Annotated in this window: 26 protein-coding genes and 1 pseudogene; 9 read left to right on the forward strand and 18 right to left on the reverse strand. The window is 64.2% G+C overall.

Annotation, left to right across the window (positions count from 1 at the left end):
• Positions 1-6 precede the first annotated feature (6 nt).
• Positions 7-1,020 (forward strand): amino acid ABC transporter substrate-binding protein, encoded by a 1,014-nt coding sequence (locus AC0L20_RS13340; RefSeq protein WP_473288894.1) that lies wholly within the window; start codon positions 7-9, stop codon positions 1,018-1,020.
• A gap of 148 nt (positions 1,021-1,168) precedes the next feature.
• Entirely contained in the window at positions 1,169-1,819 is a 651-nt protein-coding gene (locus AC0L20_RS13345) for an aspartate/glutamate racemase family protein (protein ID WP_473288895.1), read from the forward strand.
• On the opposite strand, the gene AC0L20_RS13350 is transcribed toward AC0L20_RS13345, so the two are convergent.
• On the reverse strand, positions 1,816-2,463 hold the full coding sequence (locus AC0L20_RS13350; RefSeq protein WP_473288896.1) for a TetR/AcrR family transcriptional regulator: 648 nt from the start codon (positions 2,461-2,463) through the stop codon (positions 1,816-1,818). The genes AC0L20_RS13345 and AC0L20_RS13350 overlap by 4 nt on opposite strands.
• Before the next feature lie 135 nt (positions 2,464-2,598).
• Between AC0L20_RS13350 and AC0L20_RS13355 the strand changes: the two genes are divergently transcribed.
• From AC0L20_RS13355 to AC0L20_RS13375, 5 genes are read left to right on the forward strand one after another with little or no spacing between them, the layout of a single operon-like run.
• The gene (locus AC0L20_RS13355; protein ID WP_027516766.1) at positions 2,599-2,808 is read left to right on the forward strand and encodes a ferredoxin; all 210 of its coding nucleotides are present in this window, start codon (positions 2,599-2,601) and stop codon (positions 2,806-2,808) included.
• 58 nt (positions 2,809-2,866) lie between these two features.
• On the forward strand, positions 2,867-4,090 hold the full coding sequence (locus tag AC0L20_RS13360) for a cytochrome P450 (RefSeq protein ID WP_473288897.1): 1,224 nt from the start codon (positions 2,867-2,869) through the stop codon (positions 4,088-4,090).
• A 33-nt stretch (positions 4,091-4,123) separates the two neighbouring features.
• Positions 4,124-5,446, forward strand: a complete 1,323-nt coding sequence (locus tag AC0L20_RS13365; RefSeq protein ID WP_473288898.1) for an MFS transporter — start codon at positions 4,124-4,126, stop codon at positions 5,444-5,446.
• A gap of 3 nt (positions 5,447-5,449) precedes the next feature.
• The gene (locus AC0L20_RS13370; RefSeq protein ID WP_473288899.1) at positions 5,450-6,112 is read left to right on the forward strand and encodes a sulfite oxidase-like oxidoreductase; all 663 of its coding nucleotides are present in this window, start codon (positions 5,450-5,452) and stop codon (positions 6,110-6,112) included.
• Positions 6,113-6,138: 26 nt separating this feature from the next.
• Entirely contained in the window at positions 6,139-7,362 is a 1,224-nt protein-coding gene (locus AC0L20_RS13375) for a bifunctional alpha/beta hydrolase/OsmC family protein (protein WP_473288900.1), read from the forward strand.
• A gap of 10 nt (positions 7,363-7,372) precedes the next feature.
• Here AC0L20_RS13375 and pdxR read toward each other — a convergent pair.
• A pseudogene (pdxR, locus tag AC0L20_RS13380) lies at positions 7,373-8,804 on the reverse strand (MocR-like pyridoxine biosynthesis transcription factor PdxR).
• A 100-nt stretch (positions 8,805-8,904) separates the two neighbouring features.
• Between pdxR and AC0L20_RS13385 the strand changes: the two are divergent.
• Complete coding sequence (locus AC0L20_RS13385) at positions 8,905-9,819, forward strand: DMT family transporter (RefSeq protein ID WP_473288901.1); 915 nt, start codon at positions 8,905-8,907, stop codon at positions 9,817-9,819.
• On the opposite strand, the gene AC0L20_RS13390 is transcribed toward AC0L20_RS13385, so the two are convergent.
• From AC0L20_RS13390 to AC0L20_RS13465, 16 genes are all read right to left on the reverse strand, one after another.
• A complete protein-coding gene (locus AC0L20_RS13390) occupies positions 9,798-10,856 on the reverse strand; it encodes a YeeE/YedE family protein (protein WP_473288902.1) in 1,059 nt (352 codons plus the stop codon). The genes AC0L20_RS13385 and AC0L20_RS13390 overlap by 22 nt on opposite strands.
• A gap of 2 nt (positions 10,857-10,858) precedes the next feature.
• Positions 10,859-11,863, reverse strand: a complete 1,005-nt coding sequence (locus AC0L20_RS13395; RefSeq protein ID WP_473288903.1) for a quinone oxidoreductase family protein — start codon at positions 11,861-11,863, stop codon at positions 10,859-10,861.
• A gap of 177 nt (positions 11,864-12,040) precedes the next feature.
• Complete coding sequence (paaK, locus tag AC0L20_RS13400; RefSeq protein WP_456765303.1) at positions 12,041-13,372, reverse strand: phenylacetate--CoA ligase PaaK; 1,332 nt, start codon at positions 13,370-13,372, stop codon at positions 12,041-12,043.
• A gap of 28 nt (positions 13,373-13,400) precedes the next feature.
• On the reverse strand, positions 13,401-13,850 hold the full coding sequence (gene paaI, locus AC0L20_RS13405; RefSeq protein WP_456765304.1) for a hydroxyphenylacetyl-CoA thioesterase PaaI: 450 nt from the start codon (positions 13,848-13,850) through the stop codon (positions 13,401-13,403).
• A gap of 55 nt (positions 13,851-13,905) precedes the next feature.
• Positions 13,906-14,988, reverse strand: coding sequence for a 1,2-phenylacetyl-CoA epoxidase subunit PaaE (gene paaE / locus AC0L20_RS13410; RefSeq protein ID WP_473288904.1), 1,083 nt, complete (start codon positions 14,986-14,988; stop codon positions 13,906-13,908).
• Between the two features lie 2 nt (positions 14,989-14,990).
• Complete coding sequence (gene paaD / locus AC0L20_RS13415; RefSeq protein WP_473288905.1) at positions 14,991-15,494, reverse strand: 1,2-phenylacetyl-CoA epoxidase subunit PaaD; 504 nt, start codon at positions 15,492-15,494, stop codon at positions 14,991-14,993.
• The gene (gene paaC / locus AC0L20_RS13420; protein WP_473288906.1) at positions 15,488-16,264 is read right to left on the reverse strand and encodes a 1,2-phenylacetyl-CoA epoxidase subunit PaaC; all 777 of its coding nucleotides are present in this window, start codon (positions 16,262-16,264) and stop codon (positions 15,488-15,490) included. The genes paaD and paaC overlap by 7 nt, the downstream gene beginning before the upstream one ends.
• Positions 16,264-16,551: a 1,2-phenylacetyl-CoA epoxidase subunit PaaB gene (paaB, locus tag AC0L20_RS13425; protein WP_008136594.1), complete on the reverse strand. Its 288-nt coding sequence runs from the start codon at positions 16,549-16,551 to the stop codon at positions 16,264-16,266. The genes paaC and paaB overlap by 1 nt, the downstream gene beginning before the upstream one ends.
• Positions 16,552-16,561: 10 nt before the next feature.
• A complete protein-coding gene (gene paaA / locus AC0L20_RS13430; protein ID WP_473288907.1) occupies positions 16,562-17,554 on the reverse strand; it encodes a 1,2-phenylacetyl-CoA epoxidase subunit PaaA in 993 nt (330 codons plus the stop codon).
• 76 nt (positions 17,555-17,630) lie between these two features.
• Complete coding sequence (gene paaX, locus AC0L20_RS13435) at positions 17,631-18,497, reverse strand: phenylacetic acid degradation operon negative regulatory protein PaaX (RefSeq protein WP_473288908.1); 867 nt, start codon at positions 18,495-18,497, stop codon at positions 17,631-17,633.
• Between the two features lie 216 nt (positions 18,498-18,713).
• Positions 18,714-19,484 (reverse strand): esterase/lipase family protein, encoded by a 771-nt coding sequence (locus AC0L20_RS13440; protein ID WP_473288909.1) that lies wholly within the window; start codon positions 19,482-19,484, stop codon positions 18,714-18,716.
• A 201-nt stretch (positions 19,485-19,685) separates the two neighbouring features.
• Positions 19,686-20,972 carry a DUF445 domain-containing protein gene (locus AC0L20_RS13445; RefSeq protein WP_473288910.1) on the reverse strand — a complete coding sequence of 429 codons (1,287 nt, stop codon included), beginning with the start codon at positions 20,970-20,972 and terminating at the stop codon, positions 19,686-19,688.
• A 201-nt stretch (positions 20,973-21,173) separates the two neighbouring features.
• Positions 21,174-21,629, reverse strand: coding sequence for a phasin (locus tag AC0L20_RS13450; protein ID WP_027568907.1), 456 nt, complete (start codon positions 21,627-21,629; stop codon positions 21,174-21,176).
• A 203-nt stretch (positions 21,630-21,832) separates the two neighbouring features.
• Positions 21,833-22,426, reverse strand: coding sequence for a GNAT family N-acetyltransferase (locus AC0L20_RS13455; RefSeq protein WP_473288911.1), 594 nt, complete (start codon positions 22,424-22,426; stop codon positions 21,833-21,835).
• Complete coding sequence (locus tag AC0L20_RS13460) at positions 22,423-23,505, reverse strand: PHA/PHB synthase family protein (protein ID WP_007593822.1); 1,083 nt, start codon at positions 23,503-23,505, stop codon at positions 22,423-22,425. The genes AC0L20_RS13455 and AC0L20_RS13460 overlap by 4 nt, the downstream gene beginning before the upstream one ends.
• On the reverse strand, positions 23,502-23,885 hold the full coding sequence (locus tag AC0L20_RS13465) for a hypothetical protein (protein ID WP_247425902.1): 384 nt from the start codon (positions 23,883-23,885) through the stop codon (positions 23,502-23,504). The genes AC0L20_RS13460 and AC0L20_RS13465 overlap by 4 nt, the downstream gene beginning before the upstream one ends.
• A gap of 171 nt (positions 23,886-24,056) precedes the next feature.
• Between AC0L20_RS13465 and AC0L20_RS13470 the strand changes: the two genes are divergently transcribed.
• Positions 24,057-24,971, forward strand: coding sequence for an alpha/beta fold hydrolase (locus AC0L20_RS13470; protein WP_473288912.1), 915 nt, complete (start codon positions 24,057-24,059; stop codon positions 24,969-24,971).
• Positions 24,972-25,010 lie beyond the last annotated feature (39 nt).

Here is a 25,010-nt window from a genome sequence, read left to right on the forward strand (position 1 = left end):
AATAGCATGATGAGGAAAGTGGTTATCGTAGCCGGCTTGCTCGCGGCATCGACGGTGGTCGCGTCGGCGGCAACGCTCGACACGGTGAAGAGCCGCGGCACGCTGATATGCGGCGTCAGCGCCGGTTTTGCCGGCTTCTCCGCGCCGGATTCGCAAGGCAATTACAAGGGTCTTGACGTCGATTATTGCCGCGCGCTCGCCGCCGGCGTGCTCGGCGACGCCAGCAAGGTGCGTTACGTCTCGCTGACCGCGCAGAACCGCTTCACCGCGCTCCAGTCCGGCGAGATCGACGTGCTCTACCGCAACTCGACGCAGACCTATCTGCGCGGCGTGACACTCGGCCTGCGGCAGGGACCGGTCAACTTCTACGACGGCCAGGGCTTTGTCGTGAAGAAGGACCTCGGCGTGAAGGAGATCAAGGATCTCAAGGGCGCCACCGTCTGTGTCGCGCAGGGCACCACGCATGAGGTCACGCTCGGCGATTACGGCCGCGCCAATGGCATCGACTGGAAGCCGCTGGTGTTCGACCGCGTCGACACCATGTACCAGACCTTCTTCGGCGGCCGTTGCGATGCCATGACCCAGGACGCTTCCGCGCTTGCCGGCGCCGTGACGACCGCGGCGCCGAACGCGGCCGACTACGTCGTGCTGCCGCAGACCATCAGCAAGGAGCCGCTCGGCCCCTTCACCCGCAATGGCGACGAGGTCTGGAGCGACATCATCACCTGGCTGCATTACGGCTTGATCGAGGCCGAAGAGCTCGGCGTCACACAAGGTAATGTCGACGAGATGGCGAAGTCGCAGACGCCCGCGATCCAGCGCCTGCTCGGCGCCTCCGGCGATCTCGGCTCGCGGCTCGGGCTCGACAACAAATGGCTGGTCACGGCCATCAAGGCCACCGGCAATTACGGCGAGATCTACGAGCGCAATGTCGGCAAGGCGAGCCCGCTCAAGCTCGAGCGCGGCCTCAACGGCCTCTGGAGCAAGGGCGGTTTGATGTACGCGGTGCCATTCAAGTAAACGTCTCTCGTGTCCCGGACGCGCGGCAGCGTGCAACGCTGCTGCGCAGAGCCGGGACCCAGCGGCCACAATGGGCCCCGGCTCTGCGGCGCAATACTGCGCATTGCGCCGCGTCCGGGGCACGAGACCTACCAGGTAGCAACGTTCAATGCCGACGTCTCCTCGCATCGCCCTCATCCACGCCCTCAAGCATTCCATCGCTCCGATCGAAGCTGCGTTCGCGAAGGCGTGGCCGGAAGCGCGGCTGATGAACCTGCTCGATGACAGCCTGTCGTCGGATCTGGCGCGTGACGGCAAGCTCAATGATGCCATGACCGAACGCTTTCTTGCGCTCGGTCGCTACGCCGCGGCGACGGACGCGGATGCGATCCTGTTCACCTGCTCGGCGTTCGGTCCCTGCATCGAAGCGGTCGCGCGCGCGCATGCGCCGATGCCGGTGCTGAAGCCGAACGAAGCCATGATCGAACGGGCGGTGACGATGGGCCGGCGCATCGGCCTGCTCTCGACCTTCGCGCCGACGCTGGCCTCGATGCCGCCGGAGTTTCCTTCCTCCGTCCAGGTCGTGCCGAAACTAGCCGAAGGCGCGCTTGCCGCGCTGGACCGCGGCGACCGCGCTACGCATGACCGGCTGATCGTGGAAGCCTCACGCGATTTGCGCGATTGCGACGTCATCGCGCTCGCGCAGTTCAGCATCGCGGCAACGGCGCCCGTCGTGGGAGAAGCTACCGGCCGCCCCGTCGTGACCACGCCTGACAGCGCCGTCGAGAAGCTGAGGAAGCTGTTGGCGGCAAAGGCTTAAGCGCCGGCCCTTTTCCGGTGCCGCGCGCCCTTGATCGCCGCCGCAAGCGCCGCCTTGGTTTCGCTGACAAAGTCCTCGACCAGGTCTTCGCGCGTGGCATGGGCCGCCTCGCCGGTGAACAGTCCCTGCTCAGCCAGCATCACCACGCCGTGCACCGCCGCCCAGATCTTGAGCGCCTGCCGCTCGCGCAAGTAATCAACTGCCGGAGCTTCCAGCGCCTCGATCACGAGCGCAAAGGTTTCGCGGGTCGCTTCATGCAGCTCGCTGCCTTTCGCCGCACACGACACCGTGCGCGAGGCGAACATCAAGCGATAGACACCGTTGCGACGTAAGCCGAAATCCAGCGTTGCCTGCGCCAGCAGCGACAGCTTCGACCGCTTCGACGGCCTTGCCATCGCCGCCCGCAAGATCCCGCTGAGCTGCCGAAACGCCTCCGCCGTCACCGCCGCAAGCAGCGCCTCGCGATCGGCAAAATGCCGGTAGGGCGCCGGCTGCGAGACGCCGAGCTGCTTTGCCAGCGCCTTGATGCTGATCGCCTCCGTCCCGCCTTGCTCGGCTTCGCGCAGCGCGGCCTTGATCAAGGCGTCGCGGAGATCGCCATGGTGGTAGGTATTCTCGGGCTTGCGGGAAAGTTGTGAACGCATGTTGCGCGGAGCCTATAAGTTTGCGCTTGACAGGGGAAGCCCGCCGCGAATGTAATATCCTATAACTTGAATAAGAACTCAGATGGGAGCGCGCGCCGCCTTCAGGCCGGAGCGCATACGACCGAGGAAGCCGCCATGACAGAGCGACTGAGGGTTCGCGTCGATCCGGACAAATGCCAAGGGCACGCGCGCTGCAAGGCGCTTGCGCCGGAGCTGTTCGAGCTGGACGAATACGGCAACGCCCACGAAGCCGGCGACGGCACCGTCCCATCCGGCCTCGAAGACAAGGCCTGGCTTGCCAAATCCAATTGTCCGGAAATCGCGATCGACGTGATCGAGGAGTAGCGCGCCCCGCTTCTGCCCGCGTGCCTTCCGCGACCACGAGCCCCCAAGGAATTTCGAGATGTCCGACGTCAGCCAGCCCACTGCCCATCCGCCCGTGACCGACTGGGTCCATGATTTCGACCACACCGATCCGCGATGGACGGAAGATCCCTTCCCGATCTGGGACGAGCTGCGCGCCGCAAGCCCGGTCGTGCATACCGAGCGCTTCCTCGGCTGCTACCTGCCGACGACCTATGAAGCGGTGCGCGAGATCGCCAACGACAGCGAGCATTTCTCCTCGCGTCGCATCATCGTCCGTGACGTTCGGCCGGAGATCACCAGCAGAAACTCCGCCCCGCCGATCACGTCCGATCCGCCGGTGCACAAGCCAGCCAAGCAATTGCTGCTGCCGCCGTTCACGCCGGACGCGATGAAGAAGCTGGAGCCGCGGGTACGCGCGATCTGCAACGAGTTGATCGACGGTTTTATCACTGAAGGCCGACTGGACGCGGCAGAGCGCTACACCAAGCACATTCCGGTTCGCGCGATCGCCCACATGCTCGGCATCCCCGAGACAGACAGCGATCTCTTCATCCGCTGGATCCACATGATCCTGGAACTTGGCATCAAGGACGAAAACACGCTGCTCCAGGCGGTGCAGGAGATGACCGTCTATTTCAGCGGCCATATCGAGGCGCGCAAGAGCAAGCCGACCGACGACCTCATTTCCTATCTGATGAATGCAAGGGACAAGGACGGCAATCCACTCGAGGATTCGCACGTGCTGGGCTCGCTGCGCCTGCTCCTGATTGCCGGCATCGACACCACCTGGAGCGCGATCGGCTCCTCGCTCTGGCACCTCGCCCGGACGCCCGCCGACCGCGAGCGCCTGATTGCCGAGCCTGGGCTGATCCCGACCGCGGTGGAAGAGCTGCTGCGCGCCTATTCGCCGGTGACGATGGCGCGCGAAGTGGTCAAGGAGACCACGATTTCGGGCTGCCCGGTCAAGGCAGGCAACATGGTTCTGCTGTCCTTCCCGGCCGCCAACCGTGACCCGAAAATGTTTCCGGATGCTGACAAGGTCGTGATTGACCGCCGCGAGAACCGCCATGCCGCCTTCGGCCTCGGCATCCACCGCTGCGTCGGCTCGAACCTTGCGCGCATGGAGATGCAGGTTGCGCTGGAGGAATGGCTGAAGCGGATTCCGGACTTCGCCCTCGATCCGGCAGGCACGGTGACCTGGTCCCAGGGAACCGTCAGAGGCCCCCGCCAGTTGCCATTTTTGCTCGGAAAGGCGATGTAGACCTCTCCAAACAGCGATACGGAGAGGCCGGACGTGACTGAGCAACTAACCCAACCGGCCTCCGACCACATTGACGTCGCCGACGCCAAGCGCCGGATCAAGGCGATCTTCATCGGCTCGATCGGCAATCTCGTCGAGTGGTACGACTTCTACGCCTACACCGCGTTTGCGCTCTATTTCGCTCCCGCCTTCTTTCCCGGCAACGATCCCGTCGTGCAGCAATTGAATGTCGCCGTCGTATTCGCGGCGACCTTCCTGATGCGCCCCCTGGGCGGCTGGCTGTTCGGCTATATCGCCGATCATTACGGGCGGCGCATCTCGCTGACGCTGTCGGTCGTCTTCATGTGCTTCGGCTCGCTGATCATCGCGTTGACGCCGACCTACGCCACGATCGGCTTCGCCGCGCCGGTGATCCTGGCACTCGCCCGCGTCATCGAAGGCTTGAGTCTCGGCGGCGAATACGGCGCCAGCGCCACCTATCTCAGCGAGGTCGCCGACCCCAAGCACCGCGGCTTCTATTCGAGCTTCCAATACGTCACCCTGATCGGCGGCCAGCTCACCGCGATCATCGTCCTTCTGCTTCTGCAAAAGATCTTCCTCACGCCGGAGGAACTGAGAGCCTGGGGCTGGCGCATCCCGTTTGCGATCGGTGCGGCGCTCGCGATCTTTGCTGCGGTGATGCGGCGCGGCTTGCACGAGACCGAGGCCTTCGAAGAAGCCAGAAAGGTGGTGAAGCCGACCGGCTCGCTCACCAATTTGCTGCGCTATCCCCGCGAGTTGCTCCTGGTGGTCGGCCTGACCGCGGGCGGCACTGCGGCGTTCTACACCTTCACCACCTATATGCAGACCTTCGTCAAGCTTTCGGTGGGGTTGACCGAGGACCAGACCACGTTCGTGATCTTCGGCACGCTGATCTTCGCGACCATCCTGCAGCCGATCTATGGCGCCATCTCCGACAAGATCGGCCGCAAGCCGCTGCTGATCTTCTTCGGCGTCGCCGGCACGCTCGCAACCGTGCCCCTGCTGATGACGCTGAAGGAGACCAAGTCGCCCTTCATCGCGTTCATCCTGATCTGCTGCGCCTGGCTGTTCGTCGCCGGATACACCTCGATCAACGCCGTGGTGAAGGCCGAGCTGTTCCCGACCAATGTCCGCGCCCTCGGCGTCGGCCTGCCCTATGCGATCACCGTCTCGCTGTTCGGCGGCACGGCGCCGGCGATCGCGCTCTATTTCAAGAGCATCGGGCATGAGGAGTGGTTCTACTACTATCTCGCCGGCATCATCTGCCTGTCACTGATCATCTATTCCACCATGCGCGACACCAAGCACGCCTCCGCGATGCACCGACACGAGTAGCCGATGGCCGAAGACAACGAGCGCCCCGACAGCAAGCTGACGCGCACCAAGGAGAAATGGGCGCGCGAAGGCCGCTTTTTGACCGGCAAGATCACGCGCCCGGAAGATCAGCGCCTGCCGCCCGGCCAGCATCTGACAAAAGACTGGCCGGTGCTCGATCTCGGCGTCGTGCCGCCGGTTTCGCGCGAGCGCTGGCGGCTCGACGTCTACGGTGCAATCGAAACCCCCGTGTTCTGGACCTTTGCCGAGTTCGCCGCCCAGAAACAGGCGCGGTTCACCTCCGACATCCACTGCGTCACCACCTGGTCGCGCTACGACAATGAGTGGGAGGGGCTCGCTACACGCGAGCTGCTCGCGGCCTGCCAGCCGCGCGAGGACGCGCGCTTCGTCGTGCTGCATTCCCATGACGGCTACACCACCAACCTCGCGCTGGACGACTTTGCCGCCGAGGATGCATTGCTCGCCCATAGCTGGTCCGGTGAGCCATTGTCGGACGAACATGGCGGCCCGGTGCGGCTGGTGGTGCCACATCTGTATTTCTGGAAGAGCGCCAAATGGCTCCAGGCCATCGAGTTCCTGACCGAGGACGCGCCGGGCTTCTGGGAAGTCCGCGGCTACCATAACCGCGGCGATCCCTGGGCCGAGCAGCGCTATTCGGGCGATTAGGTTTAAGCAAGGACGGGGGGATGCCCATGCCGACGGAACGCTTTCAATTCACCGGCGAAGGCGGCCATCAGCTTTCGGCCGCGCTCGAACTGCCGGACGGCGAGCCTGCCGCCTTCGCGCTGTTCGCGCATTGCTTCACCTGCGGCAAGGACACTCTGGCCGCCAAACGCATCTCGGTCGCGCTCGCCGCCAAGGGCATCGCGGTGCTGCGCTTCGACTTCACCGGGCTCGGCTCCAGTGAAGGAGATTTCGCCAATTCGACGTTTTCCTCCAACGTGGCCGATCTCGTGCGCGCCGCCGATCATCTGCGTAGCGTCCGCAAGGCGCCGTCCATCCTGATCGGTCACAGCCTCGGCGGCGCCGCGATCCTCGCGGCGGCCGGACGCATCCCGGAGGCCAAGGCGGTTGTGACCATTGCGGCACCATCCGATCCCGCCCACGTCACCGGCCTGTTCAAAGAGCATCTCGACGACATTCGCACCCAAGGTGAGGTCGAAGTCTCGCTTGCCGGACGCCCGTTCCGGATCAAGCGCGAATTCCTCGACGATATCGCCGAGCACGAGCTGATGAAGGACGTCACCGGCCTGCACAAGGCGCTGTTGGTAATGCATTCTCCAGTTGACGATACCGTCGGCATCGACAATGCGACCAAGCTCTTCGTCTCCGCTAGGCATCCCAAGAGCTTCGTCTCGCTCGATCATGCCGATCATCTGCTGACCAAGCCGGCCGATGCGCTCTACGCAGCCGACATGATCGCGGCCTGGGCAAGCCGGTACATCGACACAGCCAAACCCGCGAAGGCAATGGATCTCCCGGAGGCGCCGCGCCGGGTCGTGGTGCAGGAGACCCGCAAGAGCAAGTTCAACCAGGTCATCTCTGTCGGTCCGCATCGCCTGATCGCGGATGAACCGGTCGCCGCCGGCGGCGAGGATGCCGGCCCTGGTCCTTATGATCTTCTGCTCGCCGGCCTCGGGGCCTGCACCTCGATGACCATGCGCCTCTATGCCGACCGCAAGTCGCTGCCGCTCGATCGTGTCACCGTCTCGCTGAAGCATTCCAAGATCTATGCAAAAGACTGCGCGGAATGCGAGACGCGCGACGGCATGCTCGACCAAATCGAGCGCGACATCGCGATGGACGGCGCGCTCGATCCCGAGCAGCGCAAGAAATTGATGGAGATCGCCGACAAATGCCCGGTGCACCGGACGTTGACCTCGGAAATCCGGATCGTGACCAGGGCCGTGGATTAGCGCGCTTGCGCTAGAAGCAGGACGCCATCGTCCGCAACGCCGCGGTGATCTCGCTCTCGCGCCAGGCCGCGAAGCCGAGCAGCAGGCCGTGATCGCGCGGCCTGCCCAGTGCCAAGCCGGACAGGGCGCGCGTTTCAACGCCCGCTTCGACCAGCCGCTTGACGGCCGCCCGATCGGCGCGACCGCGCTTGAGACGCGCGACGAGCTGAAGGCCGCCCGGGGGCACTTCGGCAGAGAGTACCTCGTCGAGATGACGCTCGAGTCCGTCGACGAGGTGATCGCGACGAGCGTGATAGATCCGGCGCATCCGGCGCAGATGCGCCAGGAAATGCCCGTCGGCAATGAACTCGGCCAGCGCGCCCCTGGACGTGGCTCGGGGCGATCAGCCCGATGTGCCGCTGTACGATCTCGAGAGTGTTGACCAGTGCCGGCGGAACGACGAGATAGCCGAGCCGGATGTCTGAGGTCATGGCCTTGGAAAACGTGCCGACATAGAACACGCGGCCATGGGCATCGAGTCCCTGCAAGGCCGGCACCGGCCGGCTGTCATAGTGGAATTCGCCGTCGTAATCGTCCTCTACGATCCAGGTCTTGCCGGGCCTGCTCAGGCCAAGAAACTCCGTGCGGCGCGAGAGCGACATCAGGCGGCCGGTCGGGTGCTGGTGCGATGGCGTCATGAAGATCAAGGTCGGGGCCGCCAGTCCCGGAATCCGCTGCATGCCCTGCTCGTCCAGTCTCATCCCGATCACGTTCGCACCGGACGCGCGGAAGGCGGCCGCGGCACCGGGATAGCCGGGATCCTCGACCCAGACGTCGTCACCGGGCGTGATGACGGCGGCCGCAATCAAGGTCAGCGCAGCCTGCGCGCTCGGCAGAATCAGGATCTGATCCGCCGTCGCGCGCACGCCCCTGCTGGTCGCGAGATAATGCGCCAGCGCCTCGCGCAGGCGCGTCCGGTTGACCGGTCCAAGCTCGCGCTTGGCCGCGCGCACGGCGCTGCGGCGCAGGCAGCGCGCCCAGACCTCGTTCGGAAACTCCCGGAAATCGCCGTGCCCGGGACGCAAGGGTCTTAGTCGCGCCTGATAAGACATCGGCCAGTCGGTCTGCGTGAGGCTCGAAGCCCAAGGCGAAAGCCGCGGCTTGCCAGGGCGTACGCGAGATGCGACGGCGCCCGCCTCTGCGATGCGCTCGCCGCCCTCGACCGTGACCATCGGACGGCGGCCGTGCGAGGCCTCGAGATATCCCTCGGCGGCGAGTTGCTCGAACGTATAGGTGACGGTGTTGCGCGAGACGCCGAGATCGCTCGCAAGCCGGCGGCTCGACGGCAGCGTGCGGCCTTTGCCGAGACGGCCGGTCGCGATCAGGCTTCGGAGCTGGCTCGTCAGTTGAGCCACCAGCCCCTCGTCGTCGGCCCGGTTCAGGTCGATCAGGGCGGAGATCATGCTTTCCGGAACTGGCACCTTGATCCTTTCCGATCTGGCACTTTTTCAGGTGCCAGTCGGAATGCTATCCGCCGGATAGAACTGCTTCAAGGATTTTGCGATGAACTCCCTCTCGCCCCGCGCGGCCGTCGGCCTATTCCTCATCGTCGTGCTGGCCTGGGGCGTGAACTGGTCGGTGACGAAGCAACTCGTGCAATTCCTTCCGCCGCTCTGGACCTCGGCGATCCGCAGCTGGATCGCTTTGGCAGCATTGTTCGTGATCCTGGGGCTCAGCAACAATCTGGTGATCCCCAAGCGGCGCGACATTCCGGTGGTCCTGAGTGTTGCGCTGCTGCACATGACAATATTCTCTGTCCTGGTGGCGGCCGGTGTGCGCTTCCTGCCCGCGAGCAAGGCCATTGTGCTCGGCTACACCACGCCGCTCTGGGTCGCGATCGCAGCGCCCCTGCTGGGGCAGGATACGCTGACTGCGCCAAAACTTGCCGGCGCCCTGCTCGGGCTGATTGGTCTTGCCGTTATCCTGAACCCCACGTCGATCGACTGGACCAACACCAACGTCGTGCTCGGCGCAGGCATGATCATCCTGGCCGCGATTTCATGGGCCGCGAACATCATCTATATCCGCGCGCATCGCTGGATCGCGTCCCCGCTCCAGCTCTTGATCTGGCAGGTGCTCGTGGCGACGGTCGTGCTGACGGGATCGGCGGCCGTCACGCACGGCCTGCCGCACGCGGAATGGTCGTGGAGGCTCGTGCTGCTGTTCCTGTATTCCGGCTTGATCGGGACGGCGCTGGCCTATTGGGCGATGTCGATGGTCAACAAGAGCATCTCAGCGCTGACGACGTCACTCGGCACCACCGGGACGCCACTCGTCGGTATCGCCACCGCCGCGATCCTGCTGGGTGAACCCATCGACATGAGCCTTGTCATCGCAGCCGCGCTGATCGTCATGGGCATCGGCCTCGCGACGCTGGGCGACCGGTTGCTCCGCCGTCAGGCTACGGCCAGCGGCTGAACACGCAGGCTTCCGCGCAGGCCAGCCGTCGTGCCGAGCAGGATGCCGGCGACGGCGACGAAGGAGCCCAGCGCGAGCGTCGACACGCCTGTGAGCCCTTGCCCGATCGAACAGCCGAACGCCATCACGCCGCCGATGCCCATCAGCGCGGCGCCACCCGCCGATCGCAGCATGTGGCGTGGCGAGGAATAGCCTTCGAGGTGGAAACGGCCCGTAGCAAGCGCGGTGGCCATACTGCCAGCGAAGACGCCGGCAACTGTCGCAATGCCGAAATTCGGCGTCAGACCAGTCGAGAGCATGGCATATTGCAGGCTGTCCGCGATTGGCGCGACGAAGGTGAGCGAAGTCACTGGGACGGGGTTGAAATCGTCCGCGCCGAGATAGCCAGTGACGAGCCAGCCGCCGGCGACGAGGAGACCGACGATGACACCGGCCGCAATCTGGCCGGGGGAACGCCGGAACGCCGGGTGCGCGAAAGCAAACAGGATCAGCGCAACGACGACGACAGCAGCAGCCATCACGCGCGAAACCGCTTCAGCCGGACCGAACGTCGCCAACAGCGACGGCAGCGAATTCACGTTGACTGTGGTTTGCGAGGCCTGGACAAGCGCGATGCGCGCTGGCGCGATCAGGCCCTTGAGCGTCATCTGCGCGGCGATGGCGAGCACGACCACCACGACGAAGGAGCGGAGATTGCCGCGACCGAGCAGCACCAGGGCGCGCGAACCGCAGCCGTTCGACAGAACCATGCCGTATCCAAACAGAAGTCCGCCGAGAAACAGCACTGGCACCGAAAAGGACTGTTGCAGGTAGATCGACTTGCCGAGATCGACCATGCCGTTGCCGGCGAGGAATTGGCTCGCTGCGACCGCAACCGCGATCGCCAACGCGTAGGTGCGCACCAGCCGCCCATCCCCCTTCGCCAGCCAGCCGCGCATGCTGCTCATCAGGCAGAAGCCGCTGAGCAGGCCGACGGCGCCGTAAACCAGGCCGATGACGAGACCCGCGAGGATGACAAGCTGGGTGGACGATTCCATGATCAAGGCTTCAGGATCACGCGATCCCGCGACGAGCCTGCAACGGCGACATAGGCCTCCTTCGCGCGTTCGAGCGGATAGACGGCGTTCGCCTTGATCGCGAACGGTTTCAGGTGCCCGCTCGCGAAGCCCGGGCCGAGGTCACGCAGCACAGCGCCTGTCGCGATCGACGAGAGGCCGAGCGTGTCGATGCCGACATAGGTGTGTTGCCCGCGGTAGAATTCGAGGATGTTGAACTGCACGATGCGGTCGATCGCGGCGATCAGGATCTGGCGGCCGCGAAGCGCGAGCGACTTGTGCGCCGCCTGGAAATAGGGATCGCCGACCGTGTTGAAGACGATGTCGGCACCTTTACTCCCGGTCAACTCGCGCACGCGTGTGGCGACGTCGGTCGCGGAAGCGTCGATCACCTCGATGGCCGCGTTGGTATGGCCCTCATAAGCTTCCGCCTTCCGCACCACGCCGATGACACGCGCGCCCTGCCAGGTCGCGATCTGCACCGCCGCCTGACCGACCTTGCCGTTGACGCCGAATACCAGCACCGATTCCCCGGGCTTTGGAATGCCGGCGCGGCGAAAGCCCTCCATGGCGGTGACGAAGGGCACGCCGATGCCGGCGGCCTCCTCCCAGGATACGGTTTTCGGCTTGTCGACAACCGCGTCAGATTCAACGACGAGATGGCTGGCGTGGGTGCCGTCGCGACGGATGCCGAGATCGCCGGAGGAGCCGAACACTTCGCGGCCGATCATACCGGCCGGCCCGTCAATCACTACACCCGCGTAATCGCGACCCGGCGTGCGCGGGAAGACGGCATAGGGCATCAGCCCGGTCGCGGCCTTGACATCGGACGGATTGACGGCGGCGGCCTTCACCTCGATCAGCAGATCGTTAGGGCCGCGAACAAGCGCGTGAGGCTCAACCACCGGCGCAACCGCAGCCGCGTTCTCGGCCTTCGCGGTGAGGCGCACACAGCGCGCATCGACGGCTTTGGGATCGGCTATTGACATGGAAAGACCCGCGATTTCTCGCCGGCCTTGTCGCCCTTGGAGAGACCCAAGTCAACCTGCCTCCCCTCATCCCGAGGAGCCGCGCCAGCAGCGTCTCAAAGGATGAAGGCCCGCGTTGCAGCATCCTGGCCTGCATGGTTCGAGACGGCGCTACGCGCCCCCTCACCATGAGGGGACCTAATCCTTGGGCCGCTTGTCGTAGAGGCGCTTGGCCTTGCCGAGCGAGCGTTCCAGCGTGGCCGGCGCAACCACGCTCACCCTGGAGCTGATGCCGATGGTGTTCTTGATGTGCGTCGAGATCCGGCTCGCATGATCGAGAAGGCCCCGGCCGTCCCAGCTCTCCGGCCGCGCCTCGGCAATGATGGTCAACTCGTCCATGCGGCCTTCGCGGGTCAGTTCCAGAATGAAATGCCCTCCGCACCAGTCGGTGGCGAGCAGAACCTCCTCGATCTGGGTCGGGAACAGGTTGACGCCGCGCAGGATGATCATGTCGTCCGAGCGCCCCGTCACTTTCTCCATCCGTCGCATGCCGGGCCGCGCCGTGCCCGGCAGAAGCCGCGTCAGGTCGCGGGTGCGATAGCGGATCACCGGAAAGGCTTCCTTGGTGAGCGAGGTAAACACCAGTTCGCCCTTCTCCCCGTCAGGCAGCACCGCACCGGTGTCGGGGTCGATCACTTCAGGATAGAAATGGTCTTCCCAGATGTGCAGGCCGTCCTTGCTCTCGATACATTCCTGCGCAACGCCGGGCCCGATCACCTCGGAAAGACCGTAGATGTCGGTCGCATCCATGTCGAAGGCGTCCTCGATCTCGCCGCGCATCGCATTGGTCCAGGGCTCCGCGCCGAAGATGCCGACCTTGAGCGAGCATTGACGCGGATCGAGCTTCTGGCGCTTGAACTCGTCGAGGATCGCCAGCATGTAGCTCGGCGTCACCGTGATGATGTCGGGCCGGAAGTCGTTGATGAGCTGCACCTGCCGCTCGGTCATGCCCCCGGAGATCGGCACCACGGTGCAGCCGAGTTTTTCGGCGCCATAGTGCACCCCTAACCCGCCGGTGAAGAGACCGTAGCCATAGGCATTGTGGATGATCATGCCAGTTCGACCGCCGGCGGCGCGGATCGAGCGCGCCATCACGTCCGACCATGTGTCGATGTCGCGTTGTGTATAGCCGACCACGATCGGCTTGCCCGTCGTGCCGGAGGACGCGTGCACGCGCACCAACTTTTCACGGGGCACGGCAAACATGTTGAAGGGATAATTGTCGCGCAGGTCCGTCTTCACGGTGAACGGAAATTTCGCAAGGTCCGAGAGCTCTCGAAAGTCGGACGGGTGCACGCCGGCCGCGTCGAAGGCGTTGCGATAGTGCGCGACGTTGTCGTAGGCGTGCTTCAACGACCAGGCCAGCCGCTCCGTCTGGAGCGCCTTGATCTCGTCGCGCGATGCGCGCTCATGCGCATCCATTTCGGCGCGATAGGTGTTACCACCTTCCTTGAGCCTCGTCAGAGCCATCCTCGTTTCCCCGCATCATTGCTTTTCTTTATTGATCCTGCGCCGGCAGCCAATTGCCGGGAATGACCCGCGAATGCCCGCGAAATTCGGCGATGACTGTATCGCCGGCGGTGACGCGCACGTCATAGATGCCGGAGCGGCCGCCGCGCGTGATCTCGCGCGCTCTTGCGACGAGGCGATCGCCGAGCTTGCCCGGCTTGATGAAGGTGATCTGGCCCTGCGCCGCCACGACGCGGTCGTTGTGCGAGTTGCACGCGAAAGCGAAGGCGGAATCTGCCAACGTGAAGATGAAACCGCCATGGGCGATGCGCTGACCGTTGACCATGTCCGGCCGCACGTTCATCGCCAGCGTCGCATAGCCCGGTCCGATCTCGACAATCTCCATGCCGAGTCCCTTGGAGGCATCGTCCTCCGCCCACATCGCATCGGCGCAGGCGCGGGCAACATCCTCGGGCGACAAGGCGGCTTTGACGTTCACGCGCTTCTCCTGTCCGATTGTTTGGACACGATGTTCTGCTGCCTGGCTAAAACTGTCAAACGTGATCGTAATCGACCACAACCCGCTCCGTCGATGGCTTGGCCTGACAGGTCAGGACAAAGCCAGCCTTCAACTCCCAGGGTTCCAGCGAGTAGTTGATGTCCATCGGCGCCTCACCCTCCACCAGTTTTGCACGGCAGGTCGAGCACATGCCACCCTTGCAGGCGAAGGGCAGATCGACACCGGCGCGTAGTGCAGCATCGAGGATCGCCTCGTCCTCGGCCACCGGCACGTCGCGGCGCTTGCCGTCGATGATCAGCGACGCGATCGCTTTCGGCGGCGCGTCCGGCGCAACCATCTTCTTCGGCCGCGGCTTGCCACCGAACTCGGAGACGAAGCGCTCGACATGGATACGCTCTTCCGCGATGCCGAGCCCTCGGCAAGTCGCCTCGATGTCCTCGCTCATGCCGGACGGACCGCAGATGAAGACGTGATCGACGCTTTCCGCCGGTACCAGCGAGCGCAGCAGCACCCTCACCTTGTCGCCGTCGAGCCGGCCGTGCAGGATCGGAATGTCCTGCTCCTCGCCGGAGATGACGTGGAAGATCGAGAGCCGGTCGATGAAGCGATCCTTGAGCTCTTCGAGCGCCTCGAGGAACATGATGTTGTCGGTCGTGCGATTGCCGTAGAACAGGAAGAACTGGCTGTCCGGCTCGCGCGCAAGCGTGCTCTTGACGATCGACAGGATCGGCGTGATGCCGGAGCCGGCGGCAAAGCCGACATGGATGCGGCCGGCGCCGGCCGGCGGGATCACGCCGAAGCGTCCCGTGGGCGTCATCACGTCCAGCGCGTCGCCACACTTCAGATCCTCCGCTGCCCAGCTCGAAAACGCGCCACCATCGATCTTCTTTACTGCGATGCGTATCTCGCCGTCGTCGGGGCCAGAGCAGATCGAATAGGAGCGGCGCACTTCCTCGCCATCCAGCGTGGTGCGGAGCGTGAGGTATTGGCCGGGGGTGAAGGCGTAGTCGGTCGCAAGCTCCGCCGGGATGGCGAATGTCAGCGATACGGCGTCCGACGCTTCGCGGCGGAGGTCGTTGACGGCCAGGCGATGAAAGCGCGGTGCGGCTGCTGACATGGTCAATGACACTTGAAATAATCGAAGGGTTCGCGGCAGGCCCTGCAGCGCCAGAGCGCCTTGCAGGAGGTGGAGCCGAATTCGGACAGCAACTCGGTATTCGCCGAGCCGCATTGCGGGCACATAACGGCTTGCTCGCCGAACAGCGCGCGGCGTGAATTCGAATCCTGCGGCGGCGCGATCCCGTAGGCGTGAAGCTTCCGGCGGCCCTCTTCGCTCATCCAGTCGGTGGTCCAGGCCGGCGAGAGCACAGTGCGGACCTTTGGACTGCGGAAACCGGCGCGCTCCAGCGCGACCTCGATTTCCAGCGCGATCATGTTCATGGCCGGGCAGCCCGAATAGGTCGGGGTGATCGCGACCTCGACATGATCACCATCGAGGATGACATCACGGAGCACGCCAAGATCGGCGATGGTCAAAACCGGGATTTCGGGATCGACCACGCTCGCCGCGGCATCCCAGGCCCGTTGGCGCAGTTCGCTATCGGGCTCCAGCACCGTTACCATGTCTGCCCCGGGAAAGTGCGCTGCATCGATTGCAGCTCTGCGAGAAGATGGCCGAGGTGCTCGCTGTGCCGGCCCATGCGGCCGCCCTGCTGCATCCAGTCGTTCTGCGGCAGCTTGAGCGTGGCTTCGCCGATCACATCCGAGAGTGTCGTCAGCCAGCGACCCCGCAAGGTCCCTGGGTCTACGGCGATACCGGCATGGATCAAGGCGCGCTCGCCATCGTCGACGGCAAACATCTCGCCGGTGAACGCCCAGAGATGATTGATCGCGGCCTGCGCGCGGGCATGGCTTTCGTCGGTGCCGTCGCCGAGCCGGATGATCCACTCCGAGGAATGCCGCAAATGATAGGCACTCTCCTTCTCCGACTTCGCGGCAATCGCAGCGAGCGTCGTATCGCGCGAGGTCATCATGGCGTGCCAGTAGAGATCAGCGAAGGCGGAATAGAAGAACTGCCGCACCAGCGTCTGGGCGAAATCTCCATTGGGCTGCTCGACCAGCAGCAAATTACGGTACTGCCTGACGTCGCGCAGATAGGCGAGCTTGTCCTCGTCGTTGTCCTTGCCTTCGGCCTTGGCTGCGTAGGTGTAGAGTTCGCGGGCCTGGCCGATGAGGTCGAGCGCGATGTTGGAGAGCGCCATGTCCTCTTCCAGCATCGGCGCATGTCCGCACCATTCCGACAGCCTGTGGCCGAGGATCAGCGCATCGTCGGCGCGGCGCAATGCGTAGAGCACCAGCGGCGTTTCGGAGACCTGGGTGTTGGCGCTCGCCATCACATGTGCCCCACTTCTTCAGGCACCTCGTAAAACGTCGGGTGCCGGTAGATCTTCGATTCCGCCGGCTCGAACATCATGCCCTTCTCCGCGGGATCACTTGCGGTGATCGCCGTCGACGGCACGACCCAGATCGAAAGACCCTCGCCGCGACGGGTGTAGATATCGCGGGCGGCCTGCAGGGCCATCGTGGCGTCGCTCGCATGCAGCGATCCGACATGCTTGTGCGCGAGCCCGTTGCGGCTGCGAATGAAGACTTCCCACAGCGGCGTGTTCGGCGTGGCCATCGTGATCTCCCTACTCTGCCGCTTGTGCAGTTCGACGCTGCGCGCGCTTGGCGGCATAGCTAGCTGCCGCCTCGCGTACCCAGGCGCCCTCGTCGTGCGCCTTGCGGCGCGCGGCCATCCGGTCACGGTTGCACGGGCCGTTGCCGGCGAGCACCTGCTTGAACTCGGTCCAGTCGATCTCGCTGTAACGCCAGTGCCCGTCCGCATCCTGAATCATGCCGGCATCGGGAATGGCGAGGCCGAGATATTGCGCCTGCGGCACGGTGGCATCGACGAACTTCTGGCGCAGCTCGTCATTGGAGAAGCGCTTGATCTTCCATTTCGTCGAGGTGTCGCTGTGCTGGCTGGTGGCATCGGGCGGGCCGAACATCATCAGCACCGGCCACCACCACCTATTCAGGGCATCCTGCGCCATCGCCTTCTGCTCGTCCGAGCCGCGGCACAGCGTCAGCATGATCTCATAGCCCTGGCGCTGGTGGAACGATTCCTCCTTGCAGACGCGGATCATCGCGCGCGCGTAAGGACCGTAGGAGCAGCGGCACAGCGGGATCTGGTTCATGATCGCGGCGCCGTCGACCAGCCAGCCGATGGTGCCGATGTCGGCCCAGGTCAACGTCGGGTAGTTGAAGATCGAGGAATATTTGGCTTTGCCCGCGAGCATGGCATCGACCAGCTCTTCGCGCGAAGTGCCGAGCGTCTCGGCGGCGGCATAGAGGTAGAGCCCGTGGCCGCACTCGTCCTGCACCTTGGCGAGCAGCGCGGCCTTGCGGCGCAACGACGGTGCGCGCGTGATCCAGTTGCCTTCGGGCAGCATGCCGACGATTTCGGAATGAGCGTGCTGGGAGATCTGGCGCGTCAGCGTCTTGCGATAGGCCGCCGGCATCCAGTCGTTCGGCTCGATGCGCTCCTCGGCATCGATGCGGGCCTGAAACTGCGCCGCCTTAGCTGTGTCCTCGAGGCTGCGGTCATCCGCCTCGGTCGTGTTCAGCGCCTGGGTATACATGCGCATCCTCCCATTTTATTGAGAGGCAATATATAACAAGAATTATCTCATGCAAGATATTTCTGTAACATAACGATCAGGCCTCGAATCTCCGTTCCAGGAGTTTTCGCGCCGGCGGCAATGGGCCCTTTTCATTGGTTCCATGGCCATCAAGCCATTGTTCCGATGGGGCAAGCAGCGCGCGATAGATGTCGCCGCACAGCGCGCGGGCGGCCTTGCCCGGCCAGTTCGCCGGAAGCAGGCTTTCGGGCAGCAGCGGATCGCGCAGCACGACGCGACGGTAATGGTGGATCAGGAGGATGCGCGCCGTGAAGGCGTCTGCTTCGGATAAGCCCGTGCCGCGCGCGATCGCGGTGCGCAGCGGCTCGAACGTCTTCATGAACTTGAGATAGGCGTCCGCGGTACGATCCAGCGGCCAGCTCGCACTGAGCAGCCGGCGACCGCTGTCATCCTCGGCCGAGACTTCCAGACGGATGGCGCCCGCGGCCTCGTCCGGCACTGGCACGCCTGACGGCGCGACCCACACGCCCGGCAGCGGGCTGCCGAAGCCGGCATTGCGGAGCGCCTCGCGCGAGACGTCGCGATCCTCGCCATTGCCGATCAGAAGCAGTTCGAAGCGGCCGGTCCAGTCGGATGGCGGCGGATCGTAGATATGGCGTGTCGCGGCCTCGAAGATCTGGCGGCCCTTGTCGGCCAGGCGATAAAAGCTGTTGCGGCCGACCTTTTCGCGCGTCAGCCAGCCATCGGCGGCAAGCCGGGACATCGCGGTACGCACCACGCCGCTGTCGATGTCCAGGCTCTCGAAGAATTCCAGCAGCGTGCCGAGCCATACCGAGCCGCCACGCGGCACGATCGCATCGCCGAACACCGTGATGACGATGGAGCCGGTGCGCGACGGCTCGCGTTTGAGCTGCTCGATGATGCGGGACAACGGATGCGCCATGCGCGAGGCATAGCGCGTTTGGTGCGGGCGCGACAATGGACGGGTGCGACGGTCTTGCTTCTCCCTCTCCCCGTCCTTACGGGGAGAGGGTTGGGGTGAGGGGCTGCTTCCTCAGAAACGGTGGGAGTTGGACTCGCGGAGAGTCCCCCTCACCCGGATCGCATCTCCGATGCGATCCGACCTCTCCCCGCAAGCGGGGCGAGGTGAAGAAGAGCCCTACCGATGCGGATCGGGATAGACCACGCTGCGCCAGCCGCTGCGGTCGAAGGGCCGCCAGCTGCCTTCCTTCTGCGCAAGGCGATCAGCCACCGCGAACACAGCGGCGGGATGATGGCCCATGCCGCAATGGCTGCTCTCGATCTCGATGCTCTCGGTCTGCGTGCCCGTCTTCTCCATACAGCCCTGCCAGGCGCAGACGCCGTCGGTGCGGCTGAAGATCGCCGTGGTCGGCACCGGCGGCGGAACGGCGAGATCGCCGCCGAACTGGGGATCGACCTCGTCGGACTTCCGCCCGCTTGCCCATTCATAGACGCGCCAGGCATTGGTCGAATGCGGATCGCCGGCAAACGGGCTGCCGAGCGTGATCACCTGGCGTACGCGGTCGGGCATCATCTTGGCGAGCTGGCGCGCATAGAGACCGCCGAGGCTCCAGCCGACCAGGCTGATCTTGCGGCTGTGCCTGTCGCTGAGCTCCTGAACCAGATCCACCATCGCGTGCTGCACGCCCTCGCGCAGGCCGTAATTGCGGCCCTGGCGCCAGCCGCTCACCGCATAGCCCTTGCCTGACAGAAACGTGCGCAACGCGCGCGTGGACCCGTCGGAGGCCACGAGGCCCGGCAGCACCAGCACTGGATGCCCATCACCGCGCGGCGCGAGGCTGAGCAGCGGCAGCGCGCCAAGGAATGCGCCGAACTCGTGGATCGCGCGCCCTTCCAGCAACATCAGAGTACGGGACGGCGGGCTCAGCGTCTGGGCAGTAGCGGTCATCAATGGATCCCTCGGAAGAAATGCTGAAAAGATCACCGGCTGCGAGGCCGGCAAATAGGTATGAATTCCAACACGCCAGCTTTTCGAACGTTCCGCAGCGCACCATGAATCAGCTAGGACGCCGGTTCCCGACATTCAAGCGGGTGAAACCCGAGGCCACAATAGGCCCCCGCGTTAATGCGGACGTCCGTGACGCAAAAGTCACAACAATCGAAGCAGGAATTCTACGGAGTAAAGCGCAAGGCCCGCGAGCCCGCCGATCAGCGAGCCGTTGAAACGGATGTATTGCAGGTCGCGGCCAATGTTGATTTCGATCAGCGAAATCAGCTGCGCCATGTCCCACGATTTGACCTGGTCGGAAATGAAGGTCGAAACGCCGCTCTTCTGGTCCGCGACGAAACTGCGCAGCACCGCGACCAGACCCTTGTTGATCTCGCCGCGCAGCTCGGCATCGCCGGCAAGCGCTTCGCCCGCCGCGACACACATTCCGGCGAGATGATGCTGCAGCACCTGCGTCTCGCCGCTTGCACTACGTTCGATGAAGGACCGTGTGTTGTCCCAGACGGTACGGGCGAGATCGGCGAGTTCGGGACGCGCGAGCAGATCGCGCTTCAAACCGTCGATGCGGTCGATATAGGCCTGGTCGGTGCCGAGCCGGTCGACGAAGCTCAGCACCATGCGGTCGAACTCACCGCGGAACGGATGCTTGGGATCGCTGCGCACCTCATTGAAGAAAGCGGTGGCGGAGGCCACGATCTTGTTGACCAGAAATTTGTCGGCCCGGTAGAGCCTGAGCAGGGTCGGCAACTCCGCACGCACCTTCTCGCGGATCATCGCCATCGTCTCGGTCTGGTTCAGCGTCTCGTGCATCACGCGCAGGAGATCGTCGAACAGGATCTGGTGACGCCCCTCGGAAACGAAGCCGCGCAATGTGCCAGCCGCGAGCGGCGCGAGGTCGATCGCCTGGAGCTGCGAGGACATGCGGCGAAGGATGAAGGTCATCAGGCCCGAGCTTTCCGTCGCGGAGACGGCCTCCGGCAGCAGGCGCAACGCAAAGCGCGCAAGGTCGTCACTACGCTTGCGGTCGCGCAGCCAGTCGGCGACGAAGGAGCCGAAATCGATCTCGTTCAGCTTGGCCTCGACCGGACCAGCCTCGAGGAAATGGACCTGAATGAACTCGCCAAGTTTGTCGGCGATGCGGGCCTGATTGCTCTGGATGATCGCGGTGTGCGGGATTGGGAGGCCGAGCGGACGCTTGAACAGCGCGACCACCGCATACCAGTCAGCGAGCCCGCCGATGGTCGCGGCTTCGGCGAAGGCCGCGATGAAACCGAACACCGGATGCACGGGCAGCAGCCATTTCGCGACGACGAACAGGACGAGCGTCGAGGCCAGCACCAGCGTCGCCAGCGCTTTCACGCGGCGCAATTCGGCCGCGCGTTCTGCGTCGCCAGGAGTGTCGAAAGAGAAGGCGCCTGATGGAGTCATCACAGCATCACCCTATCCGTCATTGCGAGCGAAGCGAAGCAATCCAGAGTCTTTCCAAGGAGGCAGACTGGATTGCTTCGCGGAGCCTGTCATCGGGCCGCGCTTCGCGCGGACCCGTTGGCTCGCAAGGACAGCTACGGCGGAAAAACAAAAGGCCCGCCGAAGCGGGCCTCAAATTCAGTTTGTACCCAGGACGCCGTATCAGGCGGTCTTGTTGTAGACCTTGGCAAAATTGTCCTGAGCGGACTTCGCACCGTTGGCGGCGAGCTTGCCGAAATAGTCGGTGGTCGCCTTGGCGCGCGAGACGAACGCTTCGCCGCGGGCGCGGAGCAGGCCGGACTGGATCTCGACAGCTTCGCTGAACGACTTGGCGGACGCGAGCTTGTCGATACCCGCGAAGAATGCCTCGGCGTCCTCGTAGATCGCCTGCTGGATGTTGCGGCTGATCTTGCCGGCTTCTGTGACGGACTCGGTCACCGCGTTCTCGACGGCGGCGGTCACGCGCTCGGAGCCAGCGAACACTTCGGCAGCACGGTCCTTGGCGGTATTGGCGGACTTCTTGACGAACTCGCGGGCGGCCTCGGGAACTTCCAGGTTCTGGATGTTCTTGAACGCGTCCTTGAAGCCTTCGAAAGCGGTGTTGGTTTCGGTGGTCATTGGGGTCTCTCCATCCTCATTGGGTTGAGCTATGGGCTCACCCCGTCCGGTTTTGGCCCGGGGCAGGGCTTATATGGCATAGTTAATTGTGCGATGCAACATCCATATTGCAGTGCGATATCACGAAATCGTGAACAGCCTTAATGAGAGGCAATCTGGCGCCTCCCTGACCACCCGGTTCCCAGACACCCGCTCAGAGGTTCTCAGGGCTGGACGGCGCCGGGCAGCCCGTAGGCCTCCATCTGCGCCTGGACCTGCGCGATGTTGTGCCCGAGCACGACGATATCGTGGGTCTTGCCGTCGACGTCGCGGACATGATCGCGCAGCAGTGCCTCGGCCTTGAAGCCGAGGCTCTCGAACAACGTGATCGCCGCCTGCTGATCGACCGTCATCTGAACCGAGAGCTTCTCGAGGCCGGCGCCGAGCGCGAGTGCGAAGGTCTCCTGCGACAGCGTCCGACCCACCCCCTTTCCGCGCACATCGAGCGAAACCACCATCCGGATCTCGCCGACATGGGGCGACCAGGAGTGCGGGTCACGCACCAGCGTGCCGCAGCCGACCACCGTGCCGTCCCTGACCGCGAGCAGGCTCGTGATCGCGCCGCGCTCGATCTCCTTGACCCAGGCGGAGAGCACCTTCGGCTCACTGATGTTGCGCGGCAGGAACAACAGGTCGTGGGTCGGCAGCCCCTTGCCGAAGGCGAGCACCGCGGCTTCGTCCGCAGGCGACATCAGGCGGATCTCGATATCGCCCGCGTCCGTCTTCACATGACGCGGATAGGAACGCTGCTCACTCATGTCGATCTCTTCCCCAGCCAGGAATCCAGTTTCGGCCATAGCCGCTTCACCGCATTGGCGCCGGCGACCAGCGAGACGTGACCGCCCTTCAGCATCACCTCCTCCTTGTCCTCCGATCCGATCTTGGCGATCAGGTGCTTTGCCGCCTCATAAGGCACGATGTGATCATGCTCCGCCACCGCATGCAGGAACGGCACCTTGATGTCCTCGAGCTTCGCAGCACGGCCGCCGACCGACATGGTATCGTTGAACAGCTTGTTGTCCCACATCAGGTCCTTGGTGATGGTGCGGAAATATTCGCCGGCCAGCGGCAGCGTGTCGGTCGCCCAGCGGTCGAACATCCGGTAGGATTTGACGAACTCGTCGTTCCAGATGTTTTCCCAGAGTTGGATCTGGCTGACGGTGCGCGAGGCCGGGCGCAGCATCTCGAACGACGACAGGATCATCTCGGGCGGCACGTTGCCGACGCTGTCGACGAGGCGATCGACGTCGAAGTAGCGACGGTCGGAGAAGTTCGAGAACAATTTCATCTCGCGAAAGTCGATCGGCGTGGTGAAGCAGATCAAATTCTTCATCGGCCCGTCCCTGTGGATCGAGCCGTAGAGCAGCGACAGCACGCCGCCGAAGCAATAGCCGATGACGGAGACGTCCTGTTCGCCGGAATCCTGCTGCACGCGGCGGATGCAATCCGGGATGAAGTCGAGGACATAGTCCTCCATGCGGAGGCTCTTCTCCTCCGGCCGCGGCGCGCTCCAGTCGAGCATGTAGACGTCGTAACCGCGCTTCAACAGGAACTCGATGAAACTCTGGCCGGGCACGAGGTCGAGAATGTAACCGCGGTTGGTGGTCGCCATCACGATCAAGATCGGAATTCGGTAGATCTCGTCGGACATCGGACGATAGTGGTAGAGGCTCATCGTGCCGCGCGAATGCAGCACGTCCTTCGGGGTCGAGCCGAGCGTGGGACCCGACGTCGAGAAATATTCGACGCCTTTGATGCTGCGCTGGATGGCGCGCTGCACCTCGGACTGGATGCGCTCCGGGATCCCTGCGAAATCTAATCCGGCGGGTGCATTCATGTCTGCTCTCCGCCTTCAGACGGCGGGCGCTTGGTGCGCGGCGGGCGCAATGCAGTGTCGGAGCCCTGAGAAATGCCGGAACTCGCCGCCATCTGGCTCAGCATCGACTTGATCTCACCGATCTGTCCTTCGATGGACTGCAGCCGTTCCGCAAGGCCGGTGACCTGGTCCCGGCTCGGCAGATTCATGGAGACCAGATATTTTTCCATGAGGTCGCCGAGCTGCTTCTGAGCACCTGCAGCAACACCGCCGGCCCGGTTCACGGCTTGTGAAAACTCGGGCGACGACATGGCCTGATTGGCGAAGGAATTGAACCCCTTCTCCATCTCGCCAACCATCTTCTGCCACATGGCAATGGGGTCGTTGCTCTTGTCGGTCATCGGCGTCCTCCTGAACTCGAGAGCTTCGATGCCCTTCCTTTTTTGCCATACCACACCGTTGCGCGGTGCCGGTCAACCGGCAAGCAGCGGGTCCGGTGTCGCGGACGCGGCTTCATTGCGAGGCGAAACCGTGCGATACAGCATTGATCAAAAGCCGAAGGGAACGCAGCCGTGAGCGCCTATCATCCGCCGCAAACCGTCCACGCCAACGGCATCGACATCTGTTACGAGACTTTCGGCAACGACAATGCCGAGCCGCTGCTGCTGATCATGGGGTTAGGCGCCCAGATGATCCACTGGGACGATGCGTTCTGCGAGCAGCTCGCCGCGCACGGCTTTCGCGTCGTTCGGTTCGACAATCGCGACATCGGCAAGTCGAGCCATCTCACCGGCGGCAAGCGTCTGACGCCGCTCGAGTTGTTGAAGCTTCGGTTTCTCAGGATTCCCGTGGCCGCGACCTACAAGCTGATCGACATGGCGAAAGACACGGTCGGGCTGATGGACGCACTCGGCATCAAGTCGGCGCATCTGGTCGGGGCGTCCATGGGCGGCATGATTGCGCAGGAAGTGACGTTGTCGTTTCCCGAGCGCGTGCGCTCACTCACCTCGATCATGTCGACGACCGGCAATCCGCGCGTGCCGCCCCCGACACGTGAGGCCGCCGCGATGCTGATGGCTCCGCCGCCGCGCAGCAAGGAGGAGTTCATCGTCCGCTACGGCCAGACCTGGAACGTGTTGCGGGCCGGGTCCTTTCCGGAGGAAGAGGCGCTCGATCCCGGTCGTGCCGAGCGCGTGTTCGCGCGCGGGCTCAATCCGGCCGGCGTCGGCCGGCAGCTCAGGGCGGTGCTCGCCTCCGGCAGCCGCAAGGAGCGACTGTACGGCGTCAAGACACCGACGCTGGTCATCCATGGCACCGTCGATCCGCTGGTCCGCCCCGAGGGCGGCAGGGACACGGCACAGTCAATTCCCGGCGCAAAGCTGCTGATGATCGAAGGCATGGGCCACGCGCTGCCGATGCGGTTCTGGCCGGAGATCATCGGCGCCATCGCCCAGCACGCACATGGCGCGGCGGCGCGTGCGGCGTAAACCGACCCAGAAGGTCTCCTCACGGTGACCATGTGAGCT

This window comes from Bradyrhizobium sp. Kon58, assembly GCF_055807455.1.

Excerpts from the sequence above, each read along its gene's own strand:
- AC0L20_RS13340 (WP_473288894.1), top strand. The coding sequence starts at position 7 with ATGATGAGGAAAGTGGTTATCGTAGCCGGCTTGCTCGCGGCATCGACG.
- AC0L20_RS13345 (WP_473288895.1), top strand. The coding sequence starts at position 1,169 with ATGCCGACGTCTCCTCGCATCGCCCTCATCCACGCCCTCAAGCATTCC.
- AC0L20_RS13350 (WP_473288896.1), bottom strand. The coding sequence starts at position 2,463 with ATGCGTTCACAACTTTCCCGCAAGCCCGAGAATACCTACCACCATGGC.
- AC0L20_RS13355 (WP_027516766.1), top strand. The coding sequence starts at position 2,599 with ATGACAGAGCGACTGAGGGTTCGCGTCGATCCGGACAAATGCCAAGGG.
- AC0L20_RS13360 (WP_473288897.1), top strand. The coding sequence starts at position 2,867 with ATGTCCGACGTCAGCCAGCCCACTGCCCATCCGCCCGTGACCGACTGG.
- AC0L20_RS13370 (WP_473288899.1), top strand. The coding sequence starts at position 5,450 with ATGGCCGAAGACAACGAGCGCCCCGACAGCAAGCTGACGCGCACCAAG.
- AC0L20_RS13375 (WP_473288900.1), top strand. The coding sequence starts at position 6,139 with ATGCCGACGGAACGCTTTCAATTCACCGGCGAAGGCGGCCATCAGCTT.
- AC0L20_RS13385 (WP_473288901.1), top strand. The coding sequence starts at position 8,905 with ATGAACTCCCTCTCGCCCCGCGCGGCCGTCGGCCTATTCCTCATCGTC.
- AC0L20_RS13390 (WP_473288902.1), bottom strand. The coding sequence starts at position 10,856 with ATGGAATCGTCCACCCAGCTTGTCATCCTCGCGGGTCTCGTCATCGGC.
- AC0L20_RS13395 (WP_473288903.1), bottom strand. The coding sequence starts at position 11,863 with ATGTCAATAGCCGATCCCAAAGCCGTCGATGCGCGCTGTGTGCGCCTC.
- paaK (WP_456765303.1), bottom strand. The coding sequence starts at position 13,372 with ATGGCTCTGACGAGGCTCAAGGAAGGTGGTAACACCTATCGCGCCGAA.
- paaE (WP_473288904.1), bottom strand. The coding sequence starts at position 14,988 with ATGTCAGCAGCCGCACCGCGCTTTCATCGCCTGGCCGTCAACGACCTC.
- paaD (WP_473288905.1), bottom strand. The coding sequence starts at position 15,494 with ATGGTAACGGTGCTGGAGCCCGATAGCGAACTGCGCCAACGGGCCTGG.
- paaC (WP_473288906.1), bottom strand. The coding sequence starts at position 16,264 with ATGGCGAGCGCCAACACCCAGGTCTCCGAAACGCCGCTGGTGCTCTAC.
- paaB (WP_008136594.1), bottom strand. The coding sequence starts at position 16,551 with ATGGCCACGCCGAACACGCCGCTGTGGGAAGTCTTCATTCGCAGCCGC.
- paaA (WP_473288907.1), bottom strand. The coding sequence starts at position 17,554 with ATGTATACCCAGGCGCTGAACACGACCGAGGCGGATGACCGCAGCCTC.
- paaX (WP_473288908.1), bottom strand. The coding sequence starts at position 18,497 with ATGGCGCATCCGTTGTCCCGCATCATCGAGCAGCTCAAACGCGAGCCG.
- AC0L20_RS13440 (WP_473288909.1), bottom strand. The coding sequence starts at position 19,484 with ATGACCGCTACTGCCCAGACGCTGAGCCCGCCGTCCCGTACTCTGATG.
- AC0L20_RS13445 (WP_473288910.1), bottom strand. The coding sequence starts at position 20,972 with ATGACTCCATCAGGCGCCTTCTCTTTCGACACTCCTGGCGACGCAGAA.
- AC0L20_RS13450 (WP_027568907.1), bottom strand. The coding sequence starts at position 21,629 with ATGACCACCGAAACCAACACCGCTTTCGAAGGCTTCAAGGACGCGTTC.
- AC0L20_RS13455 (WP_473288911.1), bottom strand. The coding sequence starts at position 22,426 with ATGAGTGAGCAGCGTTCCTATCCGCGTCATGTGAAGACGGACGCGGGC.
- AC0L20_RS13460 (WP_007593822.1), bottom strand. The coding sequence starts at position 23,505 with ATGAATGCACCCGCCGGATTAGATTTCGCAGGGATCCCGGAGCGCATC.
- AC0L20_RS13465 (WP_247425902.1), bottom strand. The coding sequence starts at position 23,885 with ATGACCGACAAGAGCAACGACCCCATTGCCATGTGGCAGAAGATGGTT.